A 21,982-nucleotide genomic window follows, 5' to 3' on the forward strand; every position below is an offset into this window, starting at 1 on the left:
TAAAACTATCTGATTCCTTGCGATGTGGAAGAATCATTTTGTAAGTATTTTTGCTACTACGCTACCTTGGAGAAATAAATGATTCGCCATGTACTGATATTACTTTTGATAGGCACGCTGTTTTTATTTTCTGCATGTGCGAGCAAAACCCAGCAGAAGCAATCAGTTGATTCATCGGTCAAAGCGAAAACCGCAACCCCCTTTGAGCAACTCTCTTTCAAAGCAGCTGGAAAAACAGTTTTTGAGGATGAGGGTAAATTCATCCTGATCGAAGGCAAGCAATGCGCTCAACGGGATAATGGCGCTGAGACTGCAACCGTGCTAGCCTGGCTCGAAATGCCGAGCTATGTGGATAATGGCACCGTCGTGTTAAATGGTTGGGACCTGCGTTATCTTCATAGCGAGCTTGAAGTGAATTCCCTGCGTGCTGACATCACCCATAGCAAACTGGTGAAGAATGCCGGCTCTGCTTTACTAGTGTTTGAGGCACAAGGCAAATTAAATGATCAGCACCGCAGCGATGCTTACGAATTTTGTGTGTTCTATACCGCATTTGGCTATCACTCAGCATGGTTTGATGCCAAGATAGAAGGTGATTACAACGGTATCGATGCATCAGCGCTGCAGGACAAAAATCAGGGCGCAGTCGCTACGCTGGAAAATACAGGAAACAAAGGCCTACTAAAAGGTAATGATGCGATCGCGATCATTCCGCGCGGATTTGATTTTCAGTTCGATGGCGCATTTGAATGCCAATTAAGTTTTCTGCCTTGTAAATGGACAGACCGTGCAGATTATCGCCTGCTGCAAGTTGCCTACAGCCTTTCTCAAACCGGTGCTTCACTCAGTCAGGACGGTAGTTCACATTGGGCGGCTCAGACTATTTTTAAGGACAACAGCACACACACTCACCGAATTAAAACCCGCGCCGCGCTGATTCGCGGCAGCAGCGTCAAGCTGCGTGCAGATTTTCTGGCGCTGAATCCCCGTTCAGGAAAAACCAACACCTGCCGCAAAGGTAGCGACGGAATTGTCCGCACCCAGACCTTCCGCATCAATGACTTGCCTTACGATTACGCCGTGCCAATGCTGACAAGCTGGGATCTCTCCTATGAATGTGAACATCAGAAAGTACAACGGGCCGGTATCTGGATCCACGACATCCGTTTTGATTCAAACTCCAGCAGCATGGAATATAAAGTATCATCTATTTTGCGCGATCAAGACGGCACACCCAGCTTTAATGCTGCGCATCGTATTACGGTATTGGGGCTAAATCGGTTACCGCCACCGATGCAGCGCCAGTCGCCTGAAATAAAAATAAAGATCAGGGAATATTGACCTACAAAACATAACCGGTTGCCACCATTTTTTTACTCTTAAGGAAACGCTGATTAATTCGTATTATTCTCAATGGCCAGTGAAGCATGAATGGTGCGGATTCGATTCTCCCGCCGCAAGCGGGGCGTCAGGTTTTGTTCTGCTAATACGGTATAGCGTCCGATGATTTCACTAATCTCCGCGACTAGACTTACGATGGCTGGGGTGAGCGTATAGGGCGGTTCGTGTGGATTTTTGTTGATCATCAGATGAAGTTTTACATTTGATGCAGCTCTTTCATTTTATCAACTACCTTCTTCAGATGATTTCGGCGCATCCTCACCGATCATCACCGGCTTGCCGTGCTGCCAAACGACAGCGTACTGACCCAAGCGATGCTTTTTTTCGAGTGCCTTTGTTACGGCCTGCTGTAATGAATCGAGCATTACTTGGCCTTCTTTAGAGGGAGTTGATTTCAGCGTAATTTTCATTGCATAATTTCCTTTAATTGCTGTTGATAATAAGCTTCCTGGAGAATAATACAGTTATCACCTGTTTGCTCAAACACAAGAACCGGTTTTGCACCATCATTCATGAAACAAATACAACGATCAACCTGATGACTGAATACCCGAACTAAGTTGTTCAGGCTACGTGAAAAGCGTCGATCAATATCACGTAGCGGAATATTATGCCCGCCGTGTGCAACTCGTTCGGCTACGCGCATTTTCGACATACCAACATTAGGTAACGCAAGATAGATCAGCTCCACTTTCCAGCCATCACATCGCATTCGATTGATCAGGCGTAAATAACTACGGCCTGAAAGCGTAGTTTCGAATGCAAAGTTTTCGCGGCGACTGATATTTTCTTCGATTTCATTCAAAAAGATACGGCTTGCCGCTATAAGTTCCCGTTCCGGTGCCAGCGGGGAAAGACCCGCCGCGATTAAATCCGCATTGACAAACCTGGCGCAGTCTGCCACTTTGGGCAAATATTCCAATGCAAATGTGGTTTTTCCTGCGCCGTTGGGACCGGCAATGATCCAGCAGGTGGGCATTACACAATCTCCCCGTGTTGTTTCTGCGTCCGTTTGAGTTGGATGAGCGTGGCAGTCATGTGGTTTGTAATTGTAAATTCTCGGAGATGAAGATTGTATTTATTTCTTTGGTATCTTTGGCAACCAGGGTCTACAGGCCGTCTGAACGGGTATTCGATCCGTTCAGTCGCTCATAAACCTGATTTCCCAGCCACTTGGAAACGAGTTCCTGCATTTCTGGCTTACTCATATAATCGGAAAACAGTTCTTCATTGAGTTCCATGCGCTCGATAAACAGCGATTCCAGAATTTGGCGAAAAACGAGCTGAAATTTGTCCAGAGAGTTCACTTCAGCCGCTCTGCGTAGTGATTCGTTTTGACTTGCCGCTTCGGCCATCTGATCGAAAAAAAGTTGATCAGCTTCACTTAACTCGCCACCAAAACGCTCATTGATGATGTCAATCAGGCGAGAGAGTACAACGTATTCTTCGCGGTCTTCGCCCGTGCCTACTTCGCGCGGGCCATCCAGCGGCTTGGCATATCCCTCAGTGAGACTGATCGAGCCTTCGCTGATTTTTTGCAGGCGGTAGTAGTCGAGCTCAACTTCCTCATCGAACTGGTAACCCGGGCCATTTTTGCGCTTGGGCAGCTTCAAAGTCAGATGGCGCAGGTAGGTATAAAGCTTTTCAAGATCACTATCCTGGTAGGGAATGACCTGACTCAGGAAGCTGTACAGGTTACGAAACGCCTGCACCTTGCCGCGCCACAGCTCGGCCTCTTCCTCTTCCGTGTTCTGCAATTGCGCAAAGCGAGCGGTTGCCTGATCAAGAATCGCATTCAGCGCCTTGTGATCGCCGGGACTCTGCCGGCGCTTGGGGACAAAGAACACTCGCGCGAACTCGGCGACTTCGGTAAGCAGATAAATGCCCGAGGCATCGAGTTCCGCCTTGACCTCATAGAGCTTGTCCGGATCGACCTGCTCGCCCATCACCGAGCCTTCGTAGTACTGGCGGAAGGCTTCCTGGATCTCGGCAGGATCGTTGACGAAATCCAGCACGAAAGTGTCGTCTTTCAGCGGATGGGTGCGGTTTAGGCGCGACAGTGTTTGCACTGCCTGAATGCCCGCTAGCCGTTTATCCACGTACATTGTGTGCAGCAGCGGCTGATCGAAGCCAGTCTGGTATTTCTCGGCCACCAGCAGCACGCGGAAATCGGGCTTGGCAAAGGTGTCGGGCAGATCCTTTTCCTTCAGGCCGCCGTTCATCCCGGTCTCGGTGTACGTTTTCTCGGGGAGCTTGTCATCTTCGACAGTTCCGGAGAACGCCACCAGACTCTTGATGGGATAACCCTTTTCGGTGATATATCGGTCAAACGCCTGCTTGTAGCGCACCGCCTCCAGGCGCGAACCCGTCACCACCATTGCCTTGGCATGACCGCCAATCTTGTGGCGGGTGAAGTGCTGGAAGTGTTCGATCATGACTTCCGTTTTCTGGCCGATGTTGTGCGGGTGCAGCCGCATGAAGCGGGCCAGCGTCTTGGCGGCTTTCTTGCGTTCGACGTTGGGGTCGTCCTCGGCCTTCTTGATCAATTTGTAGTAGGTCTTGTAGGTGACGTAGCTCTTCAGCACGTCCTCGATAAATCCTTCCTCGATGGCCTGGCGCATGGTGTAGCGGTGGAAGGGTTCGCCACTGCGGCCGAAAATCGCCAGCGTCTTGTGCTTTGGGGTGGCGGTGAAGGCAAAAAAACTCATGTTCGGCTGCTGGCCGCGCTTGGCCATGGAACGGAACAGGCGCGTAGGTTGGGTTAGCGCAGCGTAACCCAACAATTGACTTTCTTCCTCAGCTAATTCTCGCGCTTTCTCAACCAGTCCGAGACCCCCTAAAACCGCCTTCAATTCCGTCGCTGTCTCACCGGATTGCGAGCTGTGTGCCTCGTCGATGATCACCGCATACTTGCGTGTTGGTAGATGACTCTTGCCACCTTCACCGCGCTCCTCGCTCAGTTTAGCCAATTGTCCGGAGACGAAAGGGAACTTTTGCAGCGTGGTAATGATGATCGGCACACCAGCTTCCAGCGCCTCGGCGAGCTGACGCGAATCCTCGTCAATCTTTTGTACTACGCCCTGGCGGTGATCGAACTGGTAGATGGTGCTCTGCAACTGGCGGTCCAGCACCACGCGGTCGGTGATGACCACCACGCTGTCGAACAGGCGTTCGTCGTGCTCGTTGTGCAGGCTGGAGAGGCGGTGCGCCAGCCAGGCAATGGTGTTGCTCTTGCCGCTTCCGGCCGAGTGCTCGACCAGATAGTTATGTCCCACACCTTTGCTGGCGGCGGCCGCCACTATCTGGCGCACCGCCTGCAATTGGTGATAGCGCGGGAAGATCAGGCTTTCCTTGCGCACCTTCTTGCCGCCATCCATTACTTTCTCCTGCACATCCACATGCAGAAAGCGGGCGAGCAGGTCGAGCAGAGTATCGCGTTGCAATACTTCTTCCCACAGGTAGGCGGTCTTGTAATTGCGGCCATTCTTATCCGGTGGATTACCCGCGCCACCGCCCCAGCCTTTGTTGAAGGGCAGAAAATGGGTGCTGGTGCCGGCCAGGTGCGTGGTCATGTGCGCTTCTTCGGTATCCACCGCGAAATGCACCAGGGTGCGCTTGGTGAACACGAAGACCGGTTCGCGCGGGTCGCGGTCGTGGCGGTACTGGTGGATCGCGTTGGCCGCAGTCTGGCCGCTGAGCGGGTTTTTGAGTTCCAGCGTCACCACCGGAATACCGTTGACCGACAGCACCCCATCCAGAGACTTCTCCGACTTTGGGCTGAAGTGCAGTTGGCGGGTCAGCCCGAGACGATTGGCCTGGTAGCGTGCCTCCAGTTCGGGGTTCAATCCGTGTGCCGGGCGGAAGAAGGCGACTCGCAGCGTCCGGCCGAAGCACTTGAAGCCGTGACGCAAGGTGGCCAGCGTTCCATGAGCGTCCAGCCACTTGCACAACGATTCCAGCACGCGGGTGCGGGTTTGTTCACCATGCAGGGCTTCAAGCTTGTCCCACACTTGGCCTTGGGTGGCACGGATGAAGGCCAGTGCCTCATCGGGGAAGATCGCTCGCTCGCGATCGAAGCCCTTCGCATCGAATCGCGTATAACCGTCACCCAGCAAGACCGATTCGATGGCGGTTTCAAAAGCGGCTTCGCTGGTTTGCTTCATGGATTTACTCCTGCCGCTGCAAAGCAAGATTGCACCATGTCGCAAAAACTGTTCAGCTTTGCATTGTCAATTTGATTTGTGGTATAGCAATGAAGCAGGTGCTGTGGCTTTCTGTGAAGGGAGCCTGGCGCTGTGACGCCGAGCAAGTTTTCGAGATCCTTAGGTATCGTGACAACTGAATGAGTAAGCTCAGCATTCTTTGAATCGGAAATAAGCTGATTGAGCTCCTGATGTTCATCTTTGTTGTCGTCATCGTCATGCAGCACTGCATGGACAACACCGAGACCACTTAAAAGATTCATAAACCGGTGAATATTGTATTTGCCGAGACAATCCAGAACATAGATGCCTTGAGGAAGAGACAGCTTACCGTTTTATCCAGCAACCTGTTGATTAACGCGGTTTCGCTTGGTCCCTCGACCAGCAAAACATTCTGCGCAAACAACATTCCCGCGCGATCAGGATTAAGCCACAAGAAGTACTTCACAGACTCCATCTCAGGCTTGAGGTCATCAGCCTGCATGGTTTTCTGCACCTTGGGATACTTGGCAGCAACTTGCTGAATGGCGTGATTGGCATCAACAATGTTGCTCCAGTGCGCATCATCAATTTGAAACGTCGATACGATGCCATCCACCCTTCGCGCCCGGACGATGGCCGGAATACGCATGGCATTTCTGCTCACAAAATGCGCGGAGTGGGTGGAGCAGACAATTTGCCAGTCGGCCGCCTCGCTTACCTTGATCAGGTTGCGGGCCAGATCCTCCTGCTGTGGCGGATGCAGAAATGCCTCCGGCTCTTCAAAGAGAACCAGGTTCAGTGAAGGGGCGAAGTCCTTCTCCTTCTTCGAAACCTTCTGTGGAATGTACTTTGCGCCAAGCTGAATCAGTGAATAGATAAAGTGTCTCTGGAAGCCAGAGCCGAAGTACTCAACGCCTTGCGGCTTTTCATGATGGTTATCCCGGATGTCCCATCCGAGCATTGATTTAATGATTTCCGCCGTGGAAGGTGTTGTGAATTTTAGGTTGAAGTTTGTCTGCCACGGCGCAAGCAGAGCGTTCAAGTCGTTCTCGAAATTCGACAGAGAGCGCTTATCCTCGGTTTCGATTGCCCGAACACTGCCAGCAAAAGTGGTGACGCTCTCCGTCAAGGTCTTGTAGGCGTCGCTCCCTTCTACGACATCCGACATGATGTTGGTGATCAGGTCGCGCAAGGCCGATGGGCCACTGAGCTTGGTATGCTCATCGACCTTGCTGATGGCCGGGATATAGATCAGATCGCCAAACTTTCCGCTCTGAACATTCTTCGCGCCGTAAAATGGCTCGTTCGACAATGTGCCGTCAGTCTTGTATCCAAGGATTGATCCGGTGGCATTTTTGCCATCATGCAATTTTTCGCCAGTCTGAAAGTATTTCCTGACCTTCAGCGACTTCTCGGCGGTCTTGTATTCATCTTTCAAGGATTCGTGTTCTTCGTCGTCAAGGGAGAAGATCAGTTCTACCCATGATTCTTGGTTCACTGCGCCCTTGAGCGGGACGTCCACTTCTTTTTTGAACTTAAAGCCATCTTTCTCGTAGAAAGCCCGAATGCAATCGATGATAGTGCTTTTGCCGGAATTATTCGCGCCAACAACGAGTGCATAGGGTTGAAACGCCATCGAGGCGTCAATGATGCCACGGAAATTGTGTATTGAAATGTGCGTCAGTTTCATGCGACAGTCCCCATGCTCATTATTATTCTCTTCTAACCCATCTCCGCCAGTGGAATTTGGCCGGTGACGGCGGCGGTGATCAAGGCGGCGCGACGTTCCTTGGCCAGCGTGATCGACAACTGCAAATTATCGCGCAGGGCATTTGCCTTTCGCTGATCCGTCTCGACCGCGCGGATAATTTCGATCTGTTCGTCTTGCGGTGGCACCGCGAGTCGCATTTCAAAAAAGTTCTCTGGATACAGACGTAAGCGCGAAGACCAGATACCCTTGGACCATCGGCTCACTTCGGCCACAAAGGGGCGTGAGCGGCACAGTAGGTCGACGTACTCAGGCAGCAACTCGCCTTTCGAAGTGTAAACGTGGTAATCGGGACTGACGATACCTGCCAAGGGGCTGATGCCCATCGCGCCCATCCACGCCCACAGGGTATTGATAGCAAGGTCACCTGACATACAACGTTTGTAACCTGTCTTGTCATCGGCTTCAAACATGTACACGTCCTTCTCGGCGCGTGACGTGACGCCAGTAATGTGGGACACGGTCAGTAGTTCTTCCGTGCCATCGTCCGAACGTTCATCGCGAACAGTAAAAAGGTTTTTCGCACGCTCTACCAACCAATGCGCCGGAATTTCCCCCGCCATTCCTGACCGGAGGGTTTGAGCGGGGCGTTGGGGTCGAGGCCGCGGGTGACGACGCGGCTGATGAGGGCGGCGCGCTTTTCTTCCAGCAGCGTCAGCATGCGTTCCTTTTCGGCAATCAATCCATCGATGCGGGCGGTTTCACGGGAGGTAGTTGGCGATAAGGCGCTGGTTTTCTTGAGCAGGCAAAGGTAAATGATGCTGACGAAGTAGATCAGGCGACACTCGCTTGAGTCCGCCCGCGCCAGTCATGGAGGCTTCGCCTTCCTGTTTGAATGTTGAAGATTGTAAGTAGTAAAAGAGAAATTTTCGTTCAACTCGCGTAGGACGAATAACAAACAGTTCAGAGCTGCCAAACCCCTTAGCACCTTCAAGATTTTCCGCGATTGCAATGTTGCCATTTTTAAAACAGGGTGTGACCTTCGCCAGAACGATATCGCCATCCTCAAATACATTGTAAGAAGAGGCATATTTTGAGAATTTGTCGGTATTTGGAATGAAGTAACCGCTCTTTATCCTATCCATCGGCAGAAAAGTCAGCTCGTCATCTTCTTCAAAACCTTTGAAAGCAACAGACGGACTCAATTCGCAGACATAACGAAGCGGAATCGTCGGCCATTTACACTGATCTGGAATAGTGCTCATTCCGCCACCTCCTCACCCCATTCCGCCAGCTTCCGGCGCAACAACTCCTTGTCGGGCAAATAGAGCTGGTATTCCCGCGCATGGATGTTGGCGCCTTTGGGCAGAGTGATTTCGACCAGGGCATCGTGTTTCTTCTTGCACAAAACGATGCCGACGGTCGGCGCTTCGTCCTCCAGTTTCACACATCGGTCGAAGTAATTGACGTACATCTGCATCTGGCCCAGGTCGCCATGGCTGAGTTTGCCGATCTTGAGATCGATCAGCACAAAGCAACGCAGCAGGCGGTTGTAGAACACCAGGTCGACAAAGAAATGCTCTTCATCGAAAGTGAAGCGCTTTTGCCGGGCCTCGAACAGAAATCCCTTGCCCAGTTCCAGCAGGAAGTGTTCGAGTTTGTCAATGATGGCGCTTTCCAGGTCCGATTCGGAGTATCTGGCCTTTTCACCAAGGCCGAGAAACTCCAGAATATACGGCTCCTTCAGCAGGTCTTCGGGACGGCTGATGATCTGGCCTTCCGTTGCCAGTTGCTTCACACCATCCTTATCCCGGCTGAGGGTCAATCGTTCATACAGGCCGGAGTTGAACTGACGTTTGAGTTCTCGTAGCGACCAGTTTTGATTGAAGGATTCGATTTCGTAAAACTGTCTTTCGGCGTCGTTCTTGACGCTCATCAAGAAAATATAATGGGACCAGCTCAGGTTGAAAGGTGCGGATGCTGTCCGTTCATTCCCCGGTAAATGCCGCGACACGGTCACGGATTTCTGCAAAAAGTCAGAAACTGTCTGACTTTTTCTCAGTGCGGGTAAAAGGCCAGACGGTGTCTGACCTATCTGTTTTTGGTAGGTCAGATAAAACCGGCGCATCATTTTGAGATTGGTCTGTGAGAAGCCCCTGCCAAACTCATCGGTCAAAGCGATAGCCAGTTCTTTTAATACGGCATCGCCATACTCCGCCCGCTCCGACCCCTGTTTTGCTCGTGTTCAACGATGCGGCGGCCGATTTCGAAATTGGTCAATACCTGAATCAGGTCAACTGAATGAACTACCGCTTGGCGAGCGGTGCGGATCAGGCCGCGGATTTCATGGATCAGTTCCTTCATTCCGTCACTTCACGCAGCAACGCCAGAATCCGCTTTTCCACGTCCGCCAGCTCCGCATCGATCTCATGCAGCGGGCGCGGCGGCTGGTACTGGAAGAATACGCGGTTGAAGTTGATCTCGTAGCCGACCTTGCCGATGCCGCCGTCCTGCTCGTCCAAGGTGTCGCGGTCGATCCAGGCGTCCGCCACATAAGGCCGCACTTCGCGCAACATGTAACTGACGATGTCCTCTTTCAATGGGATGTTCTCGGCATCCTTCAGCGCCGGATCGGGTTCGTACTCCACCAGACTTTTGCCATCGGCGTACAGGCCAAGCAGTGCGTACAACTCGCCGGCTTCAAGTGGGGGCAGTGTCTGCTGTGGGAACAACTCGGAGCTGACGGCGACATCGCCTCTTTTGTGGCGCTTGGCGATGACCGGTGCTGCCTCGGGGTCTGCGGTGGTGAAACACTCACGGAAGATCTTCTTCTGCGCCGTGCTCTTAGCGCCTTTGCCCCAGCCTTCGACGTCGTCGGGCAGGGTCTTGAACACTTGCTGTACCTCATTCCAGGCGAGATTCCAGTCCAGATGCGGTTCTGGCCCAAGCTGATCCTGCACCGCCTGCAGGGCATCGAACAGCTCGGGGCAGGTGTTCAAGAAGCGCTCGCGGGCCTCATCGGTGATCTCGAAGCGCAGCCGCAGCGGGCGCAGCACGGTGATGCGGCGGTAGCCGAAGTCGGTGTTGTCGAACACGCGGCTGGTCTTGCTGTCTTCCAGTGCGCCGTGTTCGCGGGTGATGGCATCGATGGCGGCTTGATCCAGGTAGCGGCGTTTGTCGCCGAGGCTGCGCTTCATCGGCGTGTAGCGCTCGCGGCCGTCGATGAGCTGGATCTTGCCGCGGCGAGTGGCGGCCTTGCGGTTGGTGACCACCCAGATGAAGGTGCCGATGCCGGTGTTGTAGAACATTTGCTCGGGCAGGGCGACGATGGCTTCGAGCTGGTCGCGTTCGATGATCCAGCGGCGGATTTCGCTCTCACCGCTGCCCGCCCCACCGGTGAAAAGCGGCGAACCATTGAAGATAATGGCTGTGCGCGAACCAGGTAAGTTCTTGTTGCCGGCTTCGTAGTCAGCGAATTTACTGATCATATGCAACAGGAAGAGTAAGGCGCCATCATTGATGCGTGGCAGCTTACCGCTATAGCCACGAAAGTTGGGCCAGCGGTCGATTTCCTTTTTCTCAGCTTTCCAGTCCACACCGAACGGCGGGTTGGCCAGCAGGTAATCGAACCAATGCATGTCCGCGAAGCGGTCATCGGTCAAGGTATTGCCGAGTTCGACCCGGCTATCCTTCTCCTTCTGCCCTTTGATCAGTAGGTCGGAGGCCGCCACGGCGTATGAGCGTGGATTGTAGTCCTGCCCATAGACCTTGACGGTGGCCTGTTCGTTATGTGCACGTATCCAGTTTTGCGCCTCGGCCAACATGCCGCCAGTACCGCAGGCCGGATCGCAAATAGTGACGATAATGCCTTCCTGCGTGAGTACGTGGGTATCGGGCTCCAGCAATAGGTTAACCATGAGCCGGATGACTTCGCGCGGGGTGAAGTGATCGCCCGCCGTTTCGTTGGCGGCTTCGTTGAAGCGGCGGATCAAGTCCTCGAACACCAGCCCCATGGTGATGTTGTCGACGTGCTTAGGATGCAGGTCGATTTCGGCGAACTGGGCGACCACCTGATAAAGGCGATTGGACTCTTCGAGCTTTTCAATCTCCTTGTCGAACTCGAAGCGTTCGAAGATCTTGCGGATGTTCTCGGAGAAACCGGCAATGTAATCAGCCAGGTGGCGGCCGATGTTGTCCGGGTCACCTTTGAGCTTCTGAAAGTCGAGCAGGCTATGATTGTGGAAGCCGAGGGGAGTGCCGTCTTCATTCTTGGCCAGGTTGTTGAGGATGGCGTCGATGTTGGGGATGCCTTTACTGCTCAGTTCGGCATAACGCTTGAGCACGGTGTCTTTGCTCGGCGCCAGCACAGCATCGAAACGGCGCAGCACGGTGAGCGGCAGCATCACGCGCTCATACTGCGGCGGACGGTAAGGCCCACGTAGCAAATCGGCCACCGACCAGATAAAGTTTGCGAGCTGCTGAAAGTTAGCGGGGGTCATCGAATAAAGTTATTCATTTGCAAATGCCGATTTGAAATCGGTTCGGCAAAACGGGATAGCGAACTATAATGCAATTACCGCTCAGCCAACACAACCTCAATCGTCTTCACTTCACCCGCGCGGTGATATTGCAACTCAGCTTTCTGCCCCGCCTCAAGCGTTCGCAGGATGTTGGCATACGCTGCCAGATCGCTGATCGGTTGACCGGCCAGTTGAAGCAAGATGTCGCCTGCCTGTAGCTGCGCCTGATGTGCTGGGGAACCGTGGATGACGTTATCCACGCGCACACCTTCTCCTTGATGCGAAAAGTCCGGTACTGTGCCAAGGCTGACTTTGCGTTTGCTGTTTGTGGGTGCGGATTCTGATTGTGCAGTTTGTGATTGCAAGGTAACGGTCAGGGGTTCAATGCGGTTGGCCAGGTATTCGGTGGCTTCTTTAAGGATGGCGGCTACTTTAACCAATCCGGCTGAATCGATTTTATCCACGGTGTCGCCGGGGGCGTGGTAGTCCTCATGCGCGCTGGCGAAGAACTGTACGGCCGGAATGCCTGCCTTGATGAAAGCGGCCTGGTCGCTGGAACCGAAATCATCCTGCACGGCATTGACGGGAATGCCGGTGACAAAGCCCGCACCGCGGAAAACGTGTACCAGTTCACGGGCAGTTCCGGCACCAAACAGGGTGACCGGATTGTTACCCAATCGTCCCACAGTATCCAGATTCAGCATCGCTGCAATTTTTTCCGCCGGGTAGTCGTTTGCGCTGTTGATGTAATGTTTGGAGCCGAGCAGACCCGATTCTTCGCCGGTGAATGCGACAAAAATGATGGTGCGTTCCGGCTGCCATTTGGGGGCGATCTGCCGTGCCAGCTCGAGCATGACGGCGATTCCGCTGGCATTATCGTCTGCGCCGTAATGGATTTTTCCCTGATGGGCGGCGCGTACGTCCGGCCAGCCCATGCCGAGATGGTCATAATGCGCGCCGATGACCAGGCTCTGTCCGGCCAGTTGCGGATTCGTGCCGGGTAAGATGCCGATCACATTGCGCAGGCTGATCGTTCCTTTAGGGGTACCGACGTCCTGTTGCCAGGTTTGAAAATAACTGTTGCCGTCACCACCCGGCAGCAGGCCGATTTGCTGAAATTGCCTGGCGATATAGGCTGCGGCGCTATCCAGTTCCGTGCTGCCCAATTCGCGTCCTTTGAATGCTTCGCTGGCCAGATGAGTAATGTCGCTCAGCATGCGGCTCTCGGAAAATACCGGCGGCAATTCCGCCAATGCCCGGCGGGGCATCGCAGCATTGACGGTTACGCGGGTCACTGTTGCATTGTCTTTTTGCTGCACCCAGTGGGTTAGTGGCGATTGAGTCACAGGCCATTGACCTTTATTGATATTGGTGAGCTCATCACCAACTTTAAATACCAGGTAGCTGTATTTGCGGTAATGCGGCAGCTTGCTGGCTAATTCCGCAATGGCCTTTGGATCGTCGGAGGCAACCCACAGCATTGTTTTGTCTGAGTTGGAGGGTTGTCTGGCTGTCAGCACAATGGCGTGCTCAGTTTGCTGATAACTTTGCTGATGCAGTTGCAGCGCCGCCTGACGATAAGCCACACCTTGTTCCGCTAACGCAGTGACGACCGCAGGACTAAATTTATTTTGCCAGCCCATGATCCAGACCGTTCGGTCTGTGGGTAAAGTGGTCAGCTGATCATCGGTGACTACCTCCAGCATCGCCGACTGGGTTTTTTGCCAGTTCATCGCCATTGTGCGATAGGCTTGTAATACTTGCTTGTCAGCATTCGCTGGTAATACTAGTAATGGTTTTTCAGCGCCGAAGCCCTGCGATAATGCAGAAGGAATTTCGCGATGATCCAGGCGTCTGAACACATCAAATCGAGGGTCGATGTCAATGCGTACGGGACGTGCATGGAGATCCATTTCAATCATTTGGGTCTTGTGATTGATAGCAATTTGCGATGAATGAGCCTGCGCTTCTCCTTCCAGCGTGATTAAGACAGGCACTGTTAAATGATAGGGCTCACCGGGTTGGGTTTGTTCGATGTGCGCTTTGAGCTTGAATCCTTGTGCTGTGCGTTCAGCTTCCGCATGACGCATATGCAGATTGGGAGCACCGGTGCGATCCACCCATTGTTCGAAGTACTGAGAAAAATCCTTGCCGCTTGCGGCGCTGAAAGTGGTTCGCAAATCTTCAAAAGTGGCCTGTTTGAATTTGAACTGCTTATAAAATTGCTGTAAGGCGCGCACGAAATTTCCATCGCCTAATTCCTGGCGCAACATATGGAAAAACATCATGGTTTTCCCATACCCTACCGCTTCTGAGCTGGAGCTGTGGCGCGACACAAATCGTGCAATCGGGAAGTCTTTTTCCTTATTCACAAAATCAGCATATTTCTGCAGCACATCGCGGCGATATTCCTCGCCTTTGCCTCTTTGTTCATTCACCAAATGATCGGCGAGATAGGCGGTCAAGCCTTCTGACCAATTACCCTTGGCATAATCGACAAACACGCCATTGCCCCAATAGTTATGCAGAATCTCGTGCGGATACGAGGAATGCAGAATAAAGGGGAAGCGAATCACCTTAGGGCCGAGCAAAGTAAAGGAGGGCATGCCGTAACCGGTTTCCCAGAAATTCTCGACCAAGGCAAATTTTGTATAGGGGTAGGGACCGAGCAGTTTGTTATACATGGCGATGTATTGCGCCGTAGTATCCAGGTATTTTTGCGCGAGCGCTTCATCAGCGCTGCGTAGATAAACCAGCGCATTCACTGCACCAGCAGATTGGGTATAACGTTGATAGCGACCCGCAACAATATAAATATCATCCTGTGCTTGTTTTTCTTCCCAAATCACTTTCTGGGCGGTTGGGGTTTGCTGTTCATGCACTAAAGCGCCCTGGCTGACCACATCCCAGCCTGTGGGTACCTGAATATCCAGGTGAAACGATACTAATGCGTCTCCGAATTGGGGATACCAGGCGCTGGAGTTGGCCAGAAAAATTCCTTCGGGCGAAATAACCCCGGGCGTATAACTGAAACTGCGCGCGTACTCTTGGTCAGGACCTTGCACCGGATGATTGATTTTTCCGCTGAAATGTACGGTGAATTCCTTCTGACGGGCTGGCAGCGTCAGTGTGTAATGCTTTAATGGAACCGGCCGGGAATTCGAAACGGGTTGATTTTGCTGTAATGTGATTTGTGCGCCTTGAACTTCAGCGATCGTTAAATCGGCGTGCAGACTGAAATCAAGCTTGATGGCTGTTGGATGATCCCGATAATGCTCAGGCACAAGAATGTCGTCTTTGACGCGAATCTCGGAAGTATCTGGTGATAGCACAATTTCCATCTGATGATAAAACGCCTGGTTATTGGCGCATACTGCCATGCTATAGAACATGCAACCGATAATGGCAGCCCAAGCAATATTGAATTTCACTAATTTTTGCATTCTTCTCTAGACCTCACAGATAAATTACTCATTTGCCTCACCCCGACGGATGCCAGACATCATCAACGGCTTATTCTATAACATAGAATGTTTACTTTCCTTTTCCAGCTATGTTTAAATGTTTTCCTTTTAGCAAAAAGGTTTTTAAATCCAATGAGAAACTTCACCAAGGCATCCTGTATTCCAAATTCCTCTCTATTAATCAGTAACTTTTTGTTGCCGCTGACCTTCCTTGCGGTAACTCATGCCAGTGCAACAGAGTTTATTACCGGCGAGTATCAGCTCTCGGACAAGGAAAAGAGAGTCGGCGAGGCTTATTATCGTGCAGATATGCAGTGGATGGTTTATCAGGCGGAAGTATCTGATGATAATCCTTTTTATCAGATTTTTCTGAAAAATATCGCCAGTGGCGCAGTGCAGCAAGTATCGCCGGGTAATGGCAAAACTACCTGCTCGTGGGTGCACCCTACCCAGGAAAAAGTACTGTTTTCATCTACCCATGAAGACCCTGATGCAAAAGCCAAAATGATTGCCGAGATTGAAAGAAGAAAATCCGGTGAGCGGCAATCCTATGCCTGGGATTATGATGAATTTTATGATATTTACGAGACGGATTTTTCCGGTGGGAAAATCCGCAATCTCACCCATACGCTTGGGTATGATGCTGAAGCTTCCTGGTCGCCGGATGGCAAGCTGATCGCTTTTGCTTCTAATCGCAGAGCCTACACGGGGGAATTATCCGATGAGGAGGTTGCACTGTTCAAAGCCAATCCATCGGCTTTGATCGATATTTATATCATGGATGCCGACGGTTCCAACGTGAAAAGATTGACGCAGACTAAAACTTACGATGGTGGACCATTTTTTAGCCCGGACGGAAAGCGAATCGTCTGGCGCCGCTTTTCGGAAAATGGCCGGGAAGCTGAAATCTTCACGATGAACATCGATGGATCAGACCAGAAACAAATCACGCGTCTCAATACAATGTCATGGGCACCTTTCTATCATCCTTCCGGTAAGTACATTATTTTTACCACGAATTTGCACGGACACCGCAACTTCGAGCTGTACATTGTTGATGTGAATGGCGAAAAAGATCCTGTGCGAGTAACCGATAAAGAGGGATTTGACGGTTTGCCGGTATTCACACCGGATGGCAATTATCTGACCTGGACCAGTGACCGTACGCCCGAAAAGAAAGGCCATCTGTTTCACGGCAAATGGAATCATCAGAAAGCGCTAGAAAGTCTTTCGTTGAAATAAGCTCATCTTACGGAAATGTAATGAAGGTATTGCCGGAGCTAAAAATTTTCTGGTAATTAACCCAGGTCTGAGTTAATCCATTTATGACGAAACCATCCGATTCCAACAAACCACCTCCTGTAATCATGCAAGGCTCTGATCACCTATATCAGTGGCTGGATGAGGAACAGATCAGCTTTGCTTTCACGACTTATCAAACTAATCGTTTGTTTCTCGTTGGTTGCAAGGAAAAAGGGCGTTTGGCCGTGAATGAACGCTTGTTCGATAAGCCGATGGGTTTGTATGCAAGCAATGAAAGCCTTTATATGGTCACCCGTTACCAAATCTGGCAATTGGAAAATCGTTTGGCAAAAAATGAGCTGTACCAAGGTTGTGATCGATTGTATGTACCTAGCCAATCTCACACTACCGGTGATCTGAATGTGCATGATGTGGTAGTCACTGAGGAGCAGAACATCCTGTTCATCAATACCGATTTCAGTTGCCTGGCTACCTTGCAGGCGGGGTTTAGTTTCGCCCCCCTCTGGAAACCGCCCTTTATCACCAAGCTTGTGGCTGAAGATCGTTGCCATTTAAATGGTTTGGCCATGCAAAACGATAAGCCCGCTTATGTGACTGCATGCAGCGTGACAGATGAAGCGGCAGGCTGGCGCAACCACCGCGCAGATGGTGGAGTGGTGATGCATATTCCCAGCAATGAAATCATTGCGGCTGGTTTATCGATGCCGCATTCACCGCGCTGGTATCAAGGTAAGTTATGGTTGCTCAATTCGGGTACGGGTGAGTTTGGCTATTTAGATGGCGATAAATTTGCACCAGTGACCTTCTGTCCAGGTTTTGTTCGTGGACTGGCATTCTGGAAAAATTGTGCCTTGATTGGTTTATCAAAATTACGTTCAAAAGCTTTCTCAGGTTTATCACTGGAAAGCCGCCTTACTGCTCAAAGTATGACTGCCCAATGTGGTGTGGCCGTGGTTGATTTACATACTGGCAATGTTCTACACGTGCTGCATATTGGCGGAGTGGTCGAGGAACTTTATGATGTCGTGGTGCTGCCTGAGGTTCGTACGCCAAGAGCTTTAGGTTTTCAGGATGATGACATTGATCGTCTGATTTCTTTTCCTCATTCTGGAGGGATGATGATTACTAAACCCACCGTAAAACGTCCTGGTTTGAGTCAACCCGTTCAAGTATCGGGCGTACCGCGCGTTTTGCAGCTGGCGAATTCCCAGGATTCTATTGTTAAATATCAGCGGATGTGCCATTTGACGCCAGAGAATCTTTTGCCTTATGAAGCAATGACAGAACCCAGTTTGCAGGAACGCTGGCAGGCCCGGTCACAACGTGGTGAATTATTCGGCATTTCTGCATCGGTTGAAGGTGAAATGATTGGCTTGATTGTCGCAGAATGCTGGCAGGAAGGCGATCAATCTCATATTGAATTATTATCATCGTATGTGTTACCCGCTTATCGCCATCAATCGATCGAAAAACGGTTATATCAACACTTGCAGCAATTAGTGAATCACTCATCACCTCAGGCACAGTGATTAACGCAGTCAGCAGGCTCGTCTAGTTTTGTCTCATCTTTCAATTAATTCGTTTGATTGATTTTAAATATGGAAACAAAAGGCTTGCCCAGTTTTCAAAATAAATTCTGATTCTTCAAATGATTATTCCTTAACAATTAACTGCTTATCGGCTGTTTCTCTAGTCTCAAAAATATTTATCACTATGTGCGGTATCCGGCTGACCAAGCTGATTTGGATCATCATAATTTTACTTTGTTGATGGGTTTTATAGTTTTATGATGAATAAAAGCAGATACTTAATGTTGATTAGCGCTTTTATAATATTCCCGGGAAACCCGTAGATAGAAGTAAGCATTTTGTTCAATTTACTTATCAAACATGTAATTCTATTAAACAAGAAGTTAAGTAGTTGAGCCTCTGCAACAGACGGATTGTTTGCGATTCCCTCGAATGTTGCAGGTGAAAGTCAATTATTACGAATTAATCGTATGACTGTATCGATAAAAGACCAGACGATTGACTTGTCATAGTGCAGCATGAATAGGAAAGGCGAACAACACAAGTTGAATGATTGTTCATTGCATATTTTTTCATTGATCGTCATCAGCCGATTGAAAAGTAATTACATCAATACTCAAGCGCTGAATGATGTGACACAGCGTGTTAAATCCTAACACTTATGGAGTAATCATATGGCTGATCCTATCTTTAATAATATCACCCTTAATCCGTTTGGCTTGAGTAACGTGGGACGGGACGCCAGTCCCGCCTTGGTGGATATCGACGGCGATGGTGATTTGGATGCCTTCGTCGGCGAATTGTATGGCAACACATTGTTTTTCAGGAACACAGGAACAGCCAACAACCCCATCTTTGCTGCTGCCATCACTAATCCGTTTGGCTTGAGTAACGTGGGCTATCTTGCCAGCTCTTCTTTTGTGGATATCGATAACGATAGCGATCTGGATGCCTTCGTCGGCACCAGCGAAGGCAATGCTCTGTTTTTTAAAAATACCGGGACAGCAAGCAATCCAATTTTTGCTGAACCCATTTCCAATCCGTTTGGCTTAAGTAGCGTGAATGCCTTTGCCAATCCCACTTTTATCGATATTGATGGTGATAGCGATTTAGATGCTTTTATCGGTAATTATGACGGCGATACGCTGTTTTTTAGAAACACTGGAACAACCGAAGACCCTATCTTTGGTGTTCCCGAGACTAATCCGTTTGGCTTGAGCGGTGTTGGTCGATATATGGCCAGCCCCACTTTTATTGATATCGATGGCGATGGCGACTTAGATGCTTTCATAGGTTCGGGAGGTAATTATAGCAACCCTGATGGCACGTGGTTTTTTAGAAATATTGGAACAGTTAATAATCCGGTATTTTACCGCGACAGCGAGAACCCATTTGGCTTGAGCAGGGTAGGAGGATATATCAATCCACCTGTCTTTGCTGATATTGACGGAGATAGCGATTTAGATGCTTTTATCGGCAGTGGCGCAGGTGATATATCTTTTTTCCAGAACATTGGAGAAGGTAACGTTCCTTTTTTTTCTGCAAGTTCGCTTGGGGTCGGTGAGGTAGGGCTCAACCCTGAACCTGCTTTCGCGGATATCGACGGCGATGGTGATCTAGATGCTTTTATCGGAAAAAGCGACAGTTATTATGATGAAGAGGGCGGTAATACGCTGTTTTTTGAGAACACAGGCACAGTCAACAGCCCAGCATTTGCTGCTCCTGAAACTAATCCGTTTGGCTTGAGTGATGTGGGCAGCTTTGCTAGCCCTGCTCTGGTGGACATTGACAGCGACGGCGATTTAGATGTTTTTATAGGAAATGATGCGGGCAACGCCCTGTTTTTTGAGAACACAGGCACAGTCAACAGCCCAGCATTTGCTGCTCCTGAAACTAATCCGTTTGGCTTGAGTGATACAGGTGAGTATGCTACTCCTGTCTTTGTAGATATCGACAATGATGGTGATTTAGATGCTTTCGTGGGAAATGCTGCTGGCGACGCATTTTTCTTTCAAAATACGGGAACAGCCAGCAGTCCAGCATTTGCTGCTCCTGAAACCAATCCATTTGGCTTGAAAGGTAACCCAGCCTTTATCGATGTGGATGGAGACGGCGATTTGGATGCCTTCGTGGAGGATGCTCTTTTTAGGAATACCGGAACAGCCACTAGTCCGGCGTTTACTCTAGAAAGCAGTTCATTTGGCTTGCCGGAAAATTTCTTCCGTTCTTTCATTAGCAGCCGGACTTTTATCGATATCGATGGGGATGGGGATTTAGATGCTTACGTGACTGGATCTTATGAGTACGCTGGCAGCTATCCGTTCGAGAATTTTTTCATTAACAATAATGCACCCAACGTTGCAAATTTAACCACCGATGAAACATATACCAAAGGCACGTCGTTAAATCTAACTGATATTATTATCAGCGATCCCGATAGTGCCATTGTCACCGCAACTTTAACGTTATCTGATAGTGCAGCTGGTAGTTTAAGTACTGCCACATCCGGTACAGTGACTTCCACCTATGATCCGGGTACAGGGGTATGGACAGCCAATGGTGCATTAGCAGACGTAAATACGCTGCTTGCGGATTTAGCCTTTATTCCAGCAGCTGGTTTTAATGACGCTTTTACCATTAATACCAGTATTTCGGATGGCGTGGCAGAACCACTTCTCGGCAGTAAAAGTTTTAATCCAGCGTTGGTGAGTACTTCCGGAAATGATATCTTGACGGGCACGTCATCCAGCAATGATACAGTAACTTATGCTTTCGCCACCGCATCAGTAACGGTTTCTCTGAACATTACCACGCAGCAAGATACGGGCGGTGCGGGGTTAGACACCTTGACTGACATTGAGAATTTAATTGGTAGCGACTTTGATGACGACTTGACAGGTAATGCGGCCAATAACATTTTGAACGGAGGTGCGGGTAATGACATCCTGCGAGGATGGTCTGGGGCAGATACTCTGAGCGGTGGATCAGGAAATGATAGTTATTTTGTTGAGAATGCCGGTGATGTCGTGATTGAAAATTTCAGCGAGGATATTGATCAGGTTAGCAGTAGGGTCACTTACTCACTGCCGGCTAACATAGAAGAGCTTACCTTAACCGGCACAGCGGCGGTCAATGGAACCGGCAACAGTCAGAATAATGTTATTACTGGAAATAACGCCGCCAATCAATTAAAGGGTGAGGCCGGTAACGATATTCTTAATGGTGGTGCTGGCAGCGATATTCTCGACGGCGGCATAGGTACTAATACATTAACGGGTGGATCAGGTAACGATTTCTTTAGATTTACTTCAGCAGATTGCTTGGACACGATCACTGACTTTACCGTAATTGGTGATACTATCCATCTTGAAAATGCCGTGTTTACCGCATTAACGGAGACAGGAATTTTAGCATCTGAAAATTTCCGAATCGGTGCACAAGCATTGGATGCTGATGATTTTATTATATATAACAGTGAAACAGGGATCTTGCTATACGATGTGGATGGCAATGGAACGGAAGCTGCGGTGCAAATTGCGATCGTTAGCGCTGGTTTGAATATGACTCATGAGGATGTCGTGGTGATATAGGTAGAGAAGTTGACCGAGAATTGCAGATGAGATAATTTTCAGGTATGGTAAATAAGTTCTTAATTTTAATAACTTCTTGAACAAGCTATAAAATTACGATTATTGATTAATGTTAGGCTGATATATCCTATGCAGGGGTATATCAGTATTGATTGAATTGATTGAAGGTGACTAGTTTTGCAATAGCGCAGCAAGTGGGCAATAGAGGTTAAATAACCAATCTTATGCATATTTGCCTACCCATCTCATAGCCTTTAGAAGAAGTGATCTCTATACCAGAAGCAATAAATTTCGTGATGCGCTGCGTTGTTCAAAGTATATAT

General features: G+C 49.9%; 17 protein-coding genes. 4 read left to right on the plus strand and 13 right to left on the minus strand.

Translation table 11 applies throughout. The annotated features are described in order from the left end of the window. Positions 1 to 78: 78 nt before the first annotated feature. Positions 79 to 1,341, plus strand: coding sequence for a hypothetical protein (locus tag BM021_RS08445; protein ID WP_090720602.1), 1,263 nt, complete (start codon positions 79 to 81; stop codon positions 1,339 to 1,341). Positions 1,342 to 1,394: 53 nt separating this feature from the next. Here BM021_RS08445 and BM021_RS08450 read toward each other — a convergent pair whose 3' ends face one another. The 13 genes from BM021_RS08450 to BM021_RS08495 form a co-directional block, all read right to left on the minus strand. After that, positions 1,395 to 1,586, minus strand: a complete 192-nt coding sequence (locus tag BM021_RS08450) for a hypothetical protein (protein WP_218147840.1) — start codon at positions 1,584 to 1,586, stop codon at positions 1,395 to 1,397. 39 nt (positions 1,587 to 1,625) lie between these two features. Next, positions 1,626 to 1,811 carry a hypothetical protein gene (locus tag BM021_RS08455; protein WP_090720603.1) on the minus strand — a complete coding sequence of 62 codons (186 nt, stop codon included), beginning with the start codon at positions 1,809 to 1,811 and terminating at the stop codon, positions 1,626 to 1,628. Next, positions 1,808 to 2,380, minus strand: coding sequence for an ATPase (locus BM021_RS08460; RefSeq protein WP_090720604.1), 573 nt, complete (start codon positions 2,378 to 2,380; stop codon positions 1,808 to 1,810). The genes BM021_RS08455 and BM021_RS08460 overlap by 4 nt, the downstream gene beginning before the upstream one ends. Before the next feature lie 130 nt (positions 2,381 to 2,510). Then, entirely contained in the window at positions 2,511 to 5,564 is a 3,054-nt protein-coding gene (locus BM021_RS08465; protein WP_090720605.1) for a type I restriction endonuclease subunit R, read from the minus strand. Next, the gene (locus BM021_RS08470; protein WP_371116295.1) at positions 5,561 to 5,929 is read right to left on the minus strand and encodes a TOPRIM nucleotidyl transferase/hydrolase domain-containing protein; all 369 of its coding nucleotides are present in this window, start codon (positions 5,927 to 5,929) and stop codon (positions 5,561 to 5,563) included. Before BM021_RS08470 ends, BM021_RS08465 begins: the two co-directional genes overlap by 4 nt. Then, complete coding sequence (locus BM021_RS08475) at positions 5,863 to 7,275, minus strand: ATP-dependent nuclease (protein ID WP_090720607.1); 1,413 nt, start codon at positions 7,273 to 7,275, stop codon at positions 5,863 to 5,865. Before BM021_RS08475 ends, BM021_RS08470 begins: the two co-directional genes overlap by 67 nt. A gap of 32 nt (positions 7,276 to 7,307) precedes the next feature. Beyond that, complete coding sequence (locus BM021_RS15235) at positions 7,308 to 7,889, minus strand: restriction endonuclease subunit S domain-containing protein (RefSeq protein ID WP_143074318.1); 582 nt, start codon at positions 7,887 to 7,889, stop codon at positions 7,308 to 7,310. After that, complete coding sequence (locus tag BM021_RS15535) at positions 7,883 to 8,035, minus strand: hypothetical protein (protein ID WP_177186343.1); 153 nt, start codon at positions 8,033 to 8,035, stop codon at positions 7,883 to 7,885. Before BM021_RS15535 ends, BM021_RS15235 begins: the two co-directional genes overlap by 7 nt. Before the next feature lie 19 nt (positions 8,036 to 8,054). Beyond that, a complete protein-coding gene (locus BM021_RS15240; protein ID WP_143074319.1) occupies positions 8,055 to 8,558 on the minus strand; it encodes a restriction endonuclease subunit S in 504 nt (167 codons plus the stop codon). After that, positions 8,555 to 9,469: a PDDEXK nuclease domain-containing protein gene (locus BM021_RS08485; protein ID WP_218147841.1), complete on the minus strand. Its 915-nt coding sequence runs from the start codon at positions 9,467 to 9,469 to the stop codon at positions 8,555 to 8,557. The genes BM021_RS15240 and BM021_RS08485 overlap by 4 nt, the downstream gene beginning before the upstream one ends. Before the next feature lie 17 nt (positions 9,470 to 9,486). Continuing rightward, positions 9,487 to 9,657 carry a DUF1016 N-terminal domain-containing protein gene (locus BM021_RS15750; protein ID WP_218147842.1) on the minus strand — a complete coding sequence of 57 codons (171 nt, stop codon included), beginning with the start codon at positions 9,655 to 9,657 and terminating at the stop codon, positions 9,487 to 9,489. Further along, on the minus strand, positions 9,654 to 11,792 hold the full coding sequence (locus BM021_RS08490) for a type I restriction-modification system subunit M (protein ID WP_090720608.1): 2,139 nt from the start codon (positions 11,790 to 11,792) through the stop codon (positions 9,654 to 9,656). The genes BM021_RS15750 and BM021_RS08490 overlap by 4 nt, the downstream gene beginning before the upstream one ends. Before the next feature lie 74 nt (positions 11,793 to 11,866). After that, a complete protein-coding gene (locus BM021_RS08495) occupies positions 11,867 to 15,256 on the minus strand; it encodes a M20/M25/M40 family metallo-hydrolase (protein WP_090720609.1) in 3,390 nt (1,129 codons plus the stop codon). A gap of 153 nt (positions 15,257 to 15,409) precedes the next feature. Between BM021_RS08495 and BM021_RS08500 the strand changes: the two genes are divergently transcribed. The 3 genes from BM021_RS08500 to BM021_RS08510 all read left to right on the plus strand — a co-directional run bounded on the left by BM021_RS08500 (position 15,410) and on the right by BM021_RS08510 (position 21,659). Further along, positions 15,410 to 16,519, plus strand: coding sequence for a TolB family protein (locus tag BM021_RS08500; protein WP_090720610.1), 1,110 nt, complete (start codon positions 15,410 to 15,412; stop codon positions 16,517 to 16,519). 83 nt (positions 16,520 to 16,602) lie between these two features. Beyond that, complete coding sequence (locus BM021_RS08505) at positions 16,603 to 18,069, plus strand: TIGR03032 family protein (RefSeq protein ID WP_090720611.1); 1,467 nt, start codon at positions 16,603 to 16,605, stop codon at positions 18,067 to 18,069. A gap of 674 nt (positions 18,070 to 18,743) precedes the next feature. Further along, positions 18,744 to 21,659 (plus strand): FG-GAP-like repeat-containing protein, encoded by a 2,916-nt coding sequence (locus BM021_RS08510; protein ID WP_090720612.1) that lies wholly within the window; start codon positions 18,744 to 18,746, stop codon positions 21,657 to 21,659. The last annotated feature ends 323 nt before the right edge of the window (positions 21,660 to 21,982 follow it).

Origin of the sequence: Nitrosomonas sp. Nm166 (genome assembly GCF_900112825.1) — a bacterium.
GTDB lineage: Bacteria > Pseudomonadota > Gammaproteobacteria > Burkholderiales > Nitrosomonadaceae > Nitrosomonas.

Excerpts from the sequence above, each read along its gene's own strand:
- BM021_RS08490 (WP_090720608.1), bottom strand. The coding sequence starts at position 11,792 with ATGACCCCCGCTAACTTTCAGCAGCTCGCAAACTTTATCTGGTCGGTG.
- BM021_RS08510 (WP_090720612.1), top strand. The coding sequence starts at position 18,744 with ATGGCTGATCCTATCTTTAATAATATCACCCTTAATCCGTTTGGCTTG.
- BM021_RS08455 (WP_090720603.1), bottom strand. The coding sequence starts at position 1,811 with ATGAAAATTACGCTGAAATCAACTCCCTCTAAAGAAGGCCAAGTAATG.
- BM021_RS08495 (WP_090720609.1), bottom strand. The coding sequence starts at position 15,256 with ATGCAAAAATTAGTGAAATTCAATATTGCTTGGGCTGCCATTATCGGT.
- BM021_RS08460 (WP_090720604.1), bottom strand. The coding sequence starts at position 2,380 with ATGCCCACCTGCTGGATCATTGCCGGTCCCAACGGCGCAGGAAAAACC.
- BM021_RS08465 (WP_090720605.1), bottom strand. The coding sequence starts at position 5,564 with ATGAAGCAAACCAGCGAAGCCGCTTTTGAAACCGCCATCGAATCGGTC.
- BM021_RS08500 (WP_090720610.1), top strand. The coding sequence starts at position 15,410 with ATGAGAAACTTCACCAAGGCATCCTGTATTCCAAATTCCTCTCTATTA.
- BM021_RS08450 (WP_218147840.1), bottom strand. The coding sequence starts at position 1,586 with ATGATCAACAAAAATCCACACGAACCGCCCTATACGCTCACCCCAGCC.
- BM021_RS08475 (WP_090720607.1), bottom strand. The coding sequence starts at position 7,275 with ATGAAACTGACGCACATTTCAATACACAATTTCCGTGGCATCATTGAC.
- BM021_RS15240 (WP_143074319.1), bottom strand. The coding sequence starts at position 8,558 with ATGAGCACTATTCCAGATCAGTGTAAATGGCCGACGATTCCGCTTCGT.
- BM021_RS15750 (WP_218147842.1), bottom strand. The coding sequence starts at position 9,657 with ATGAAGGAACTGATCCATGAAATCCGCGGCCTGATCCGCACCGCTCGC.
- BM021_RS08505 (WP_090720611.1), top strand. The coding sequence starts at position 16,603 with ATGACGAAACCATCCGATTCCAACAAACCACCTCCTGTAATCATGCAA.
- BM021_RS08445 (WP_090720602.1), top strand. The coding sequence starts at position 79 with ATGATTCGCCATGTACTGATATTACTTTTGATAGGCACGCTGTTTTTA.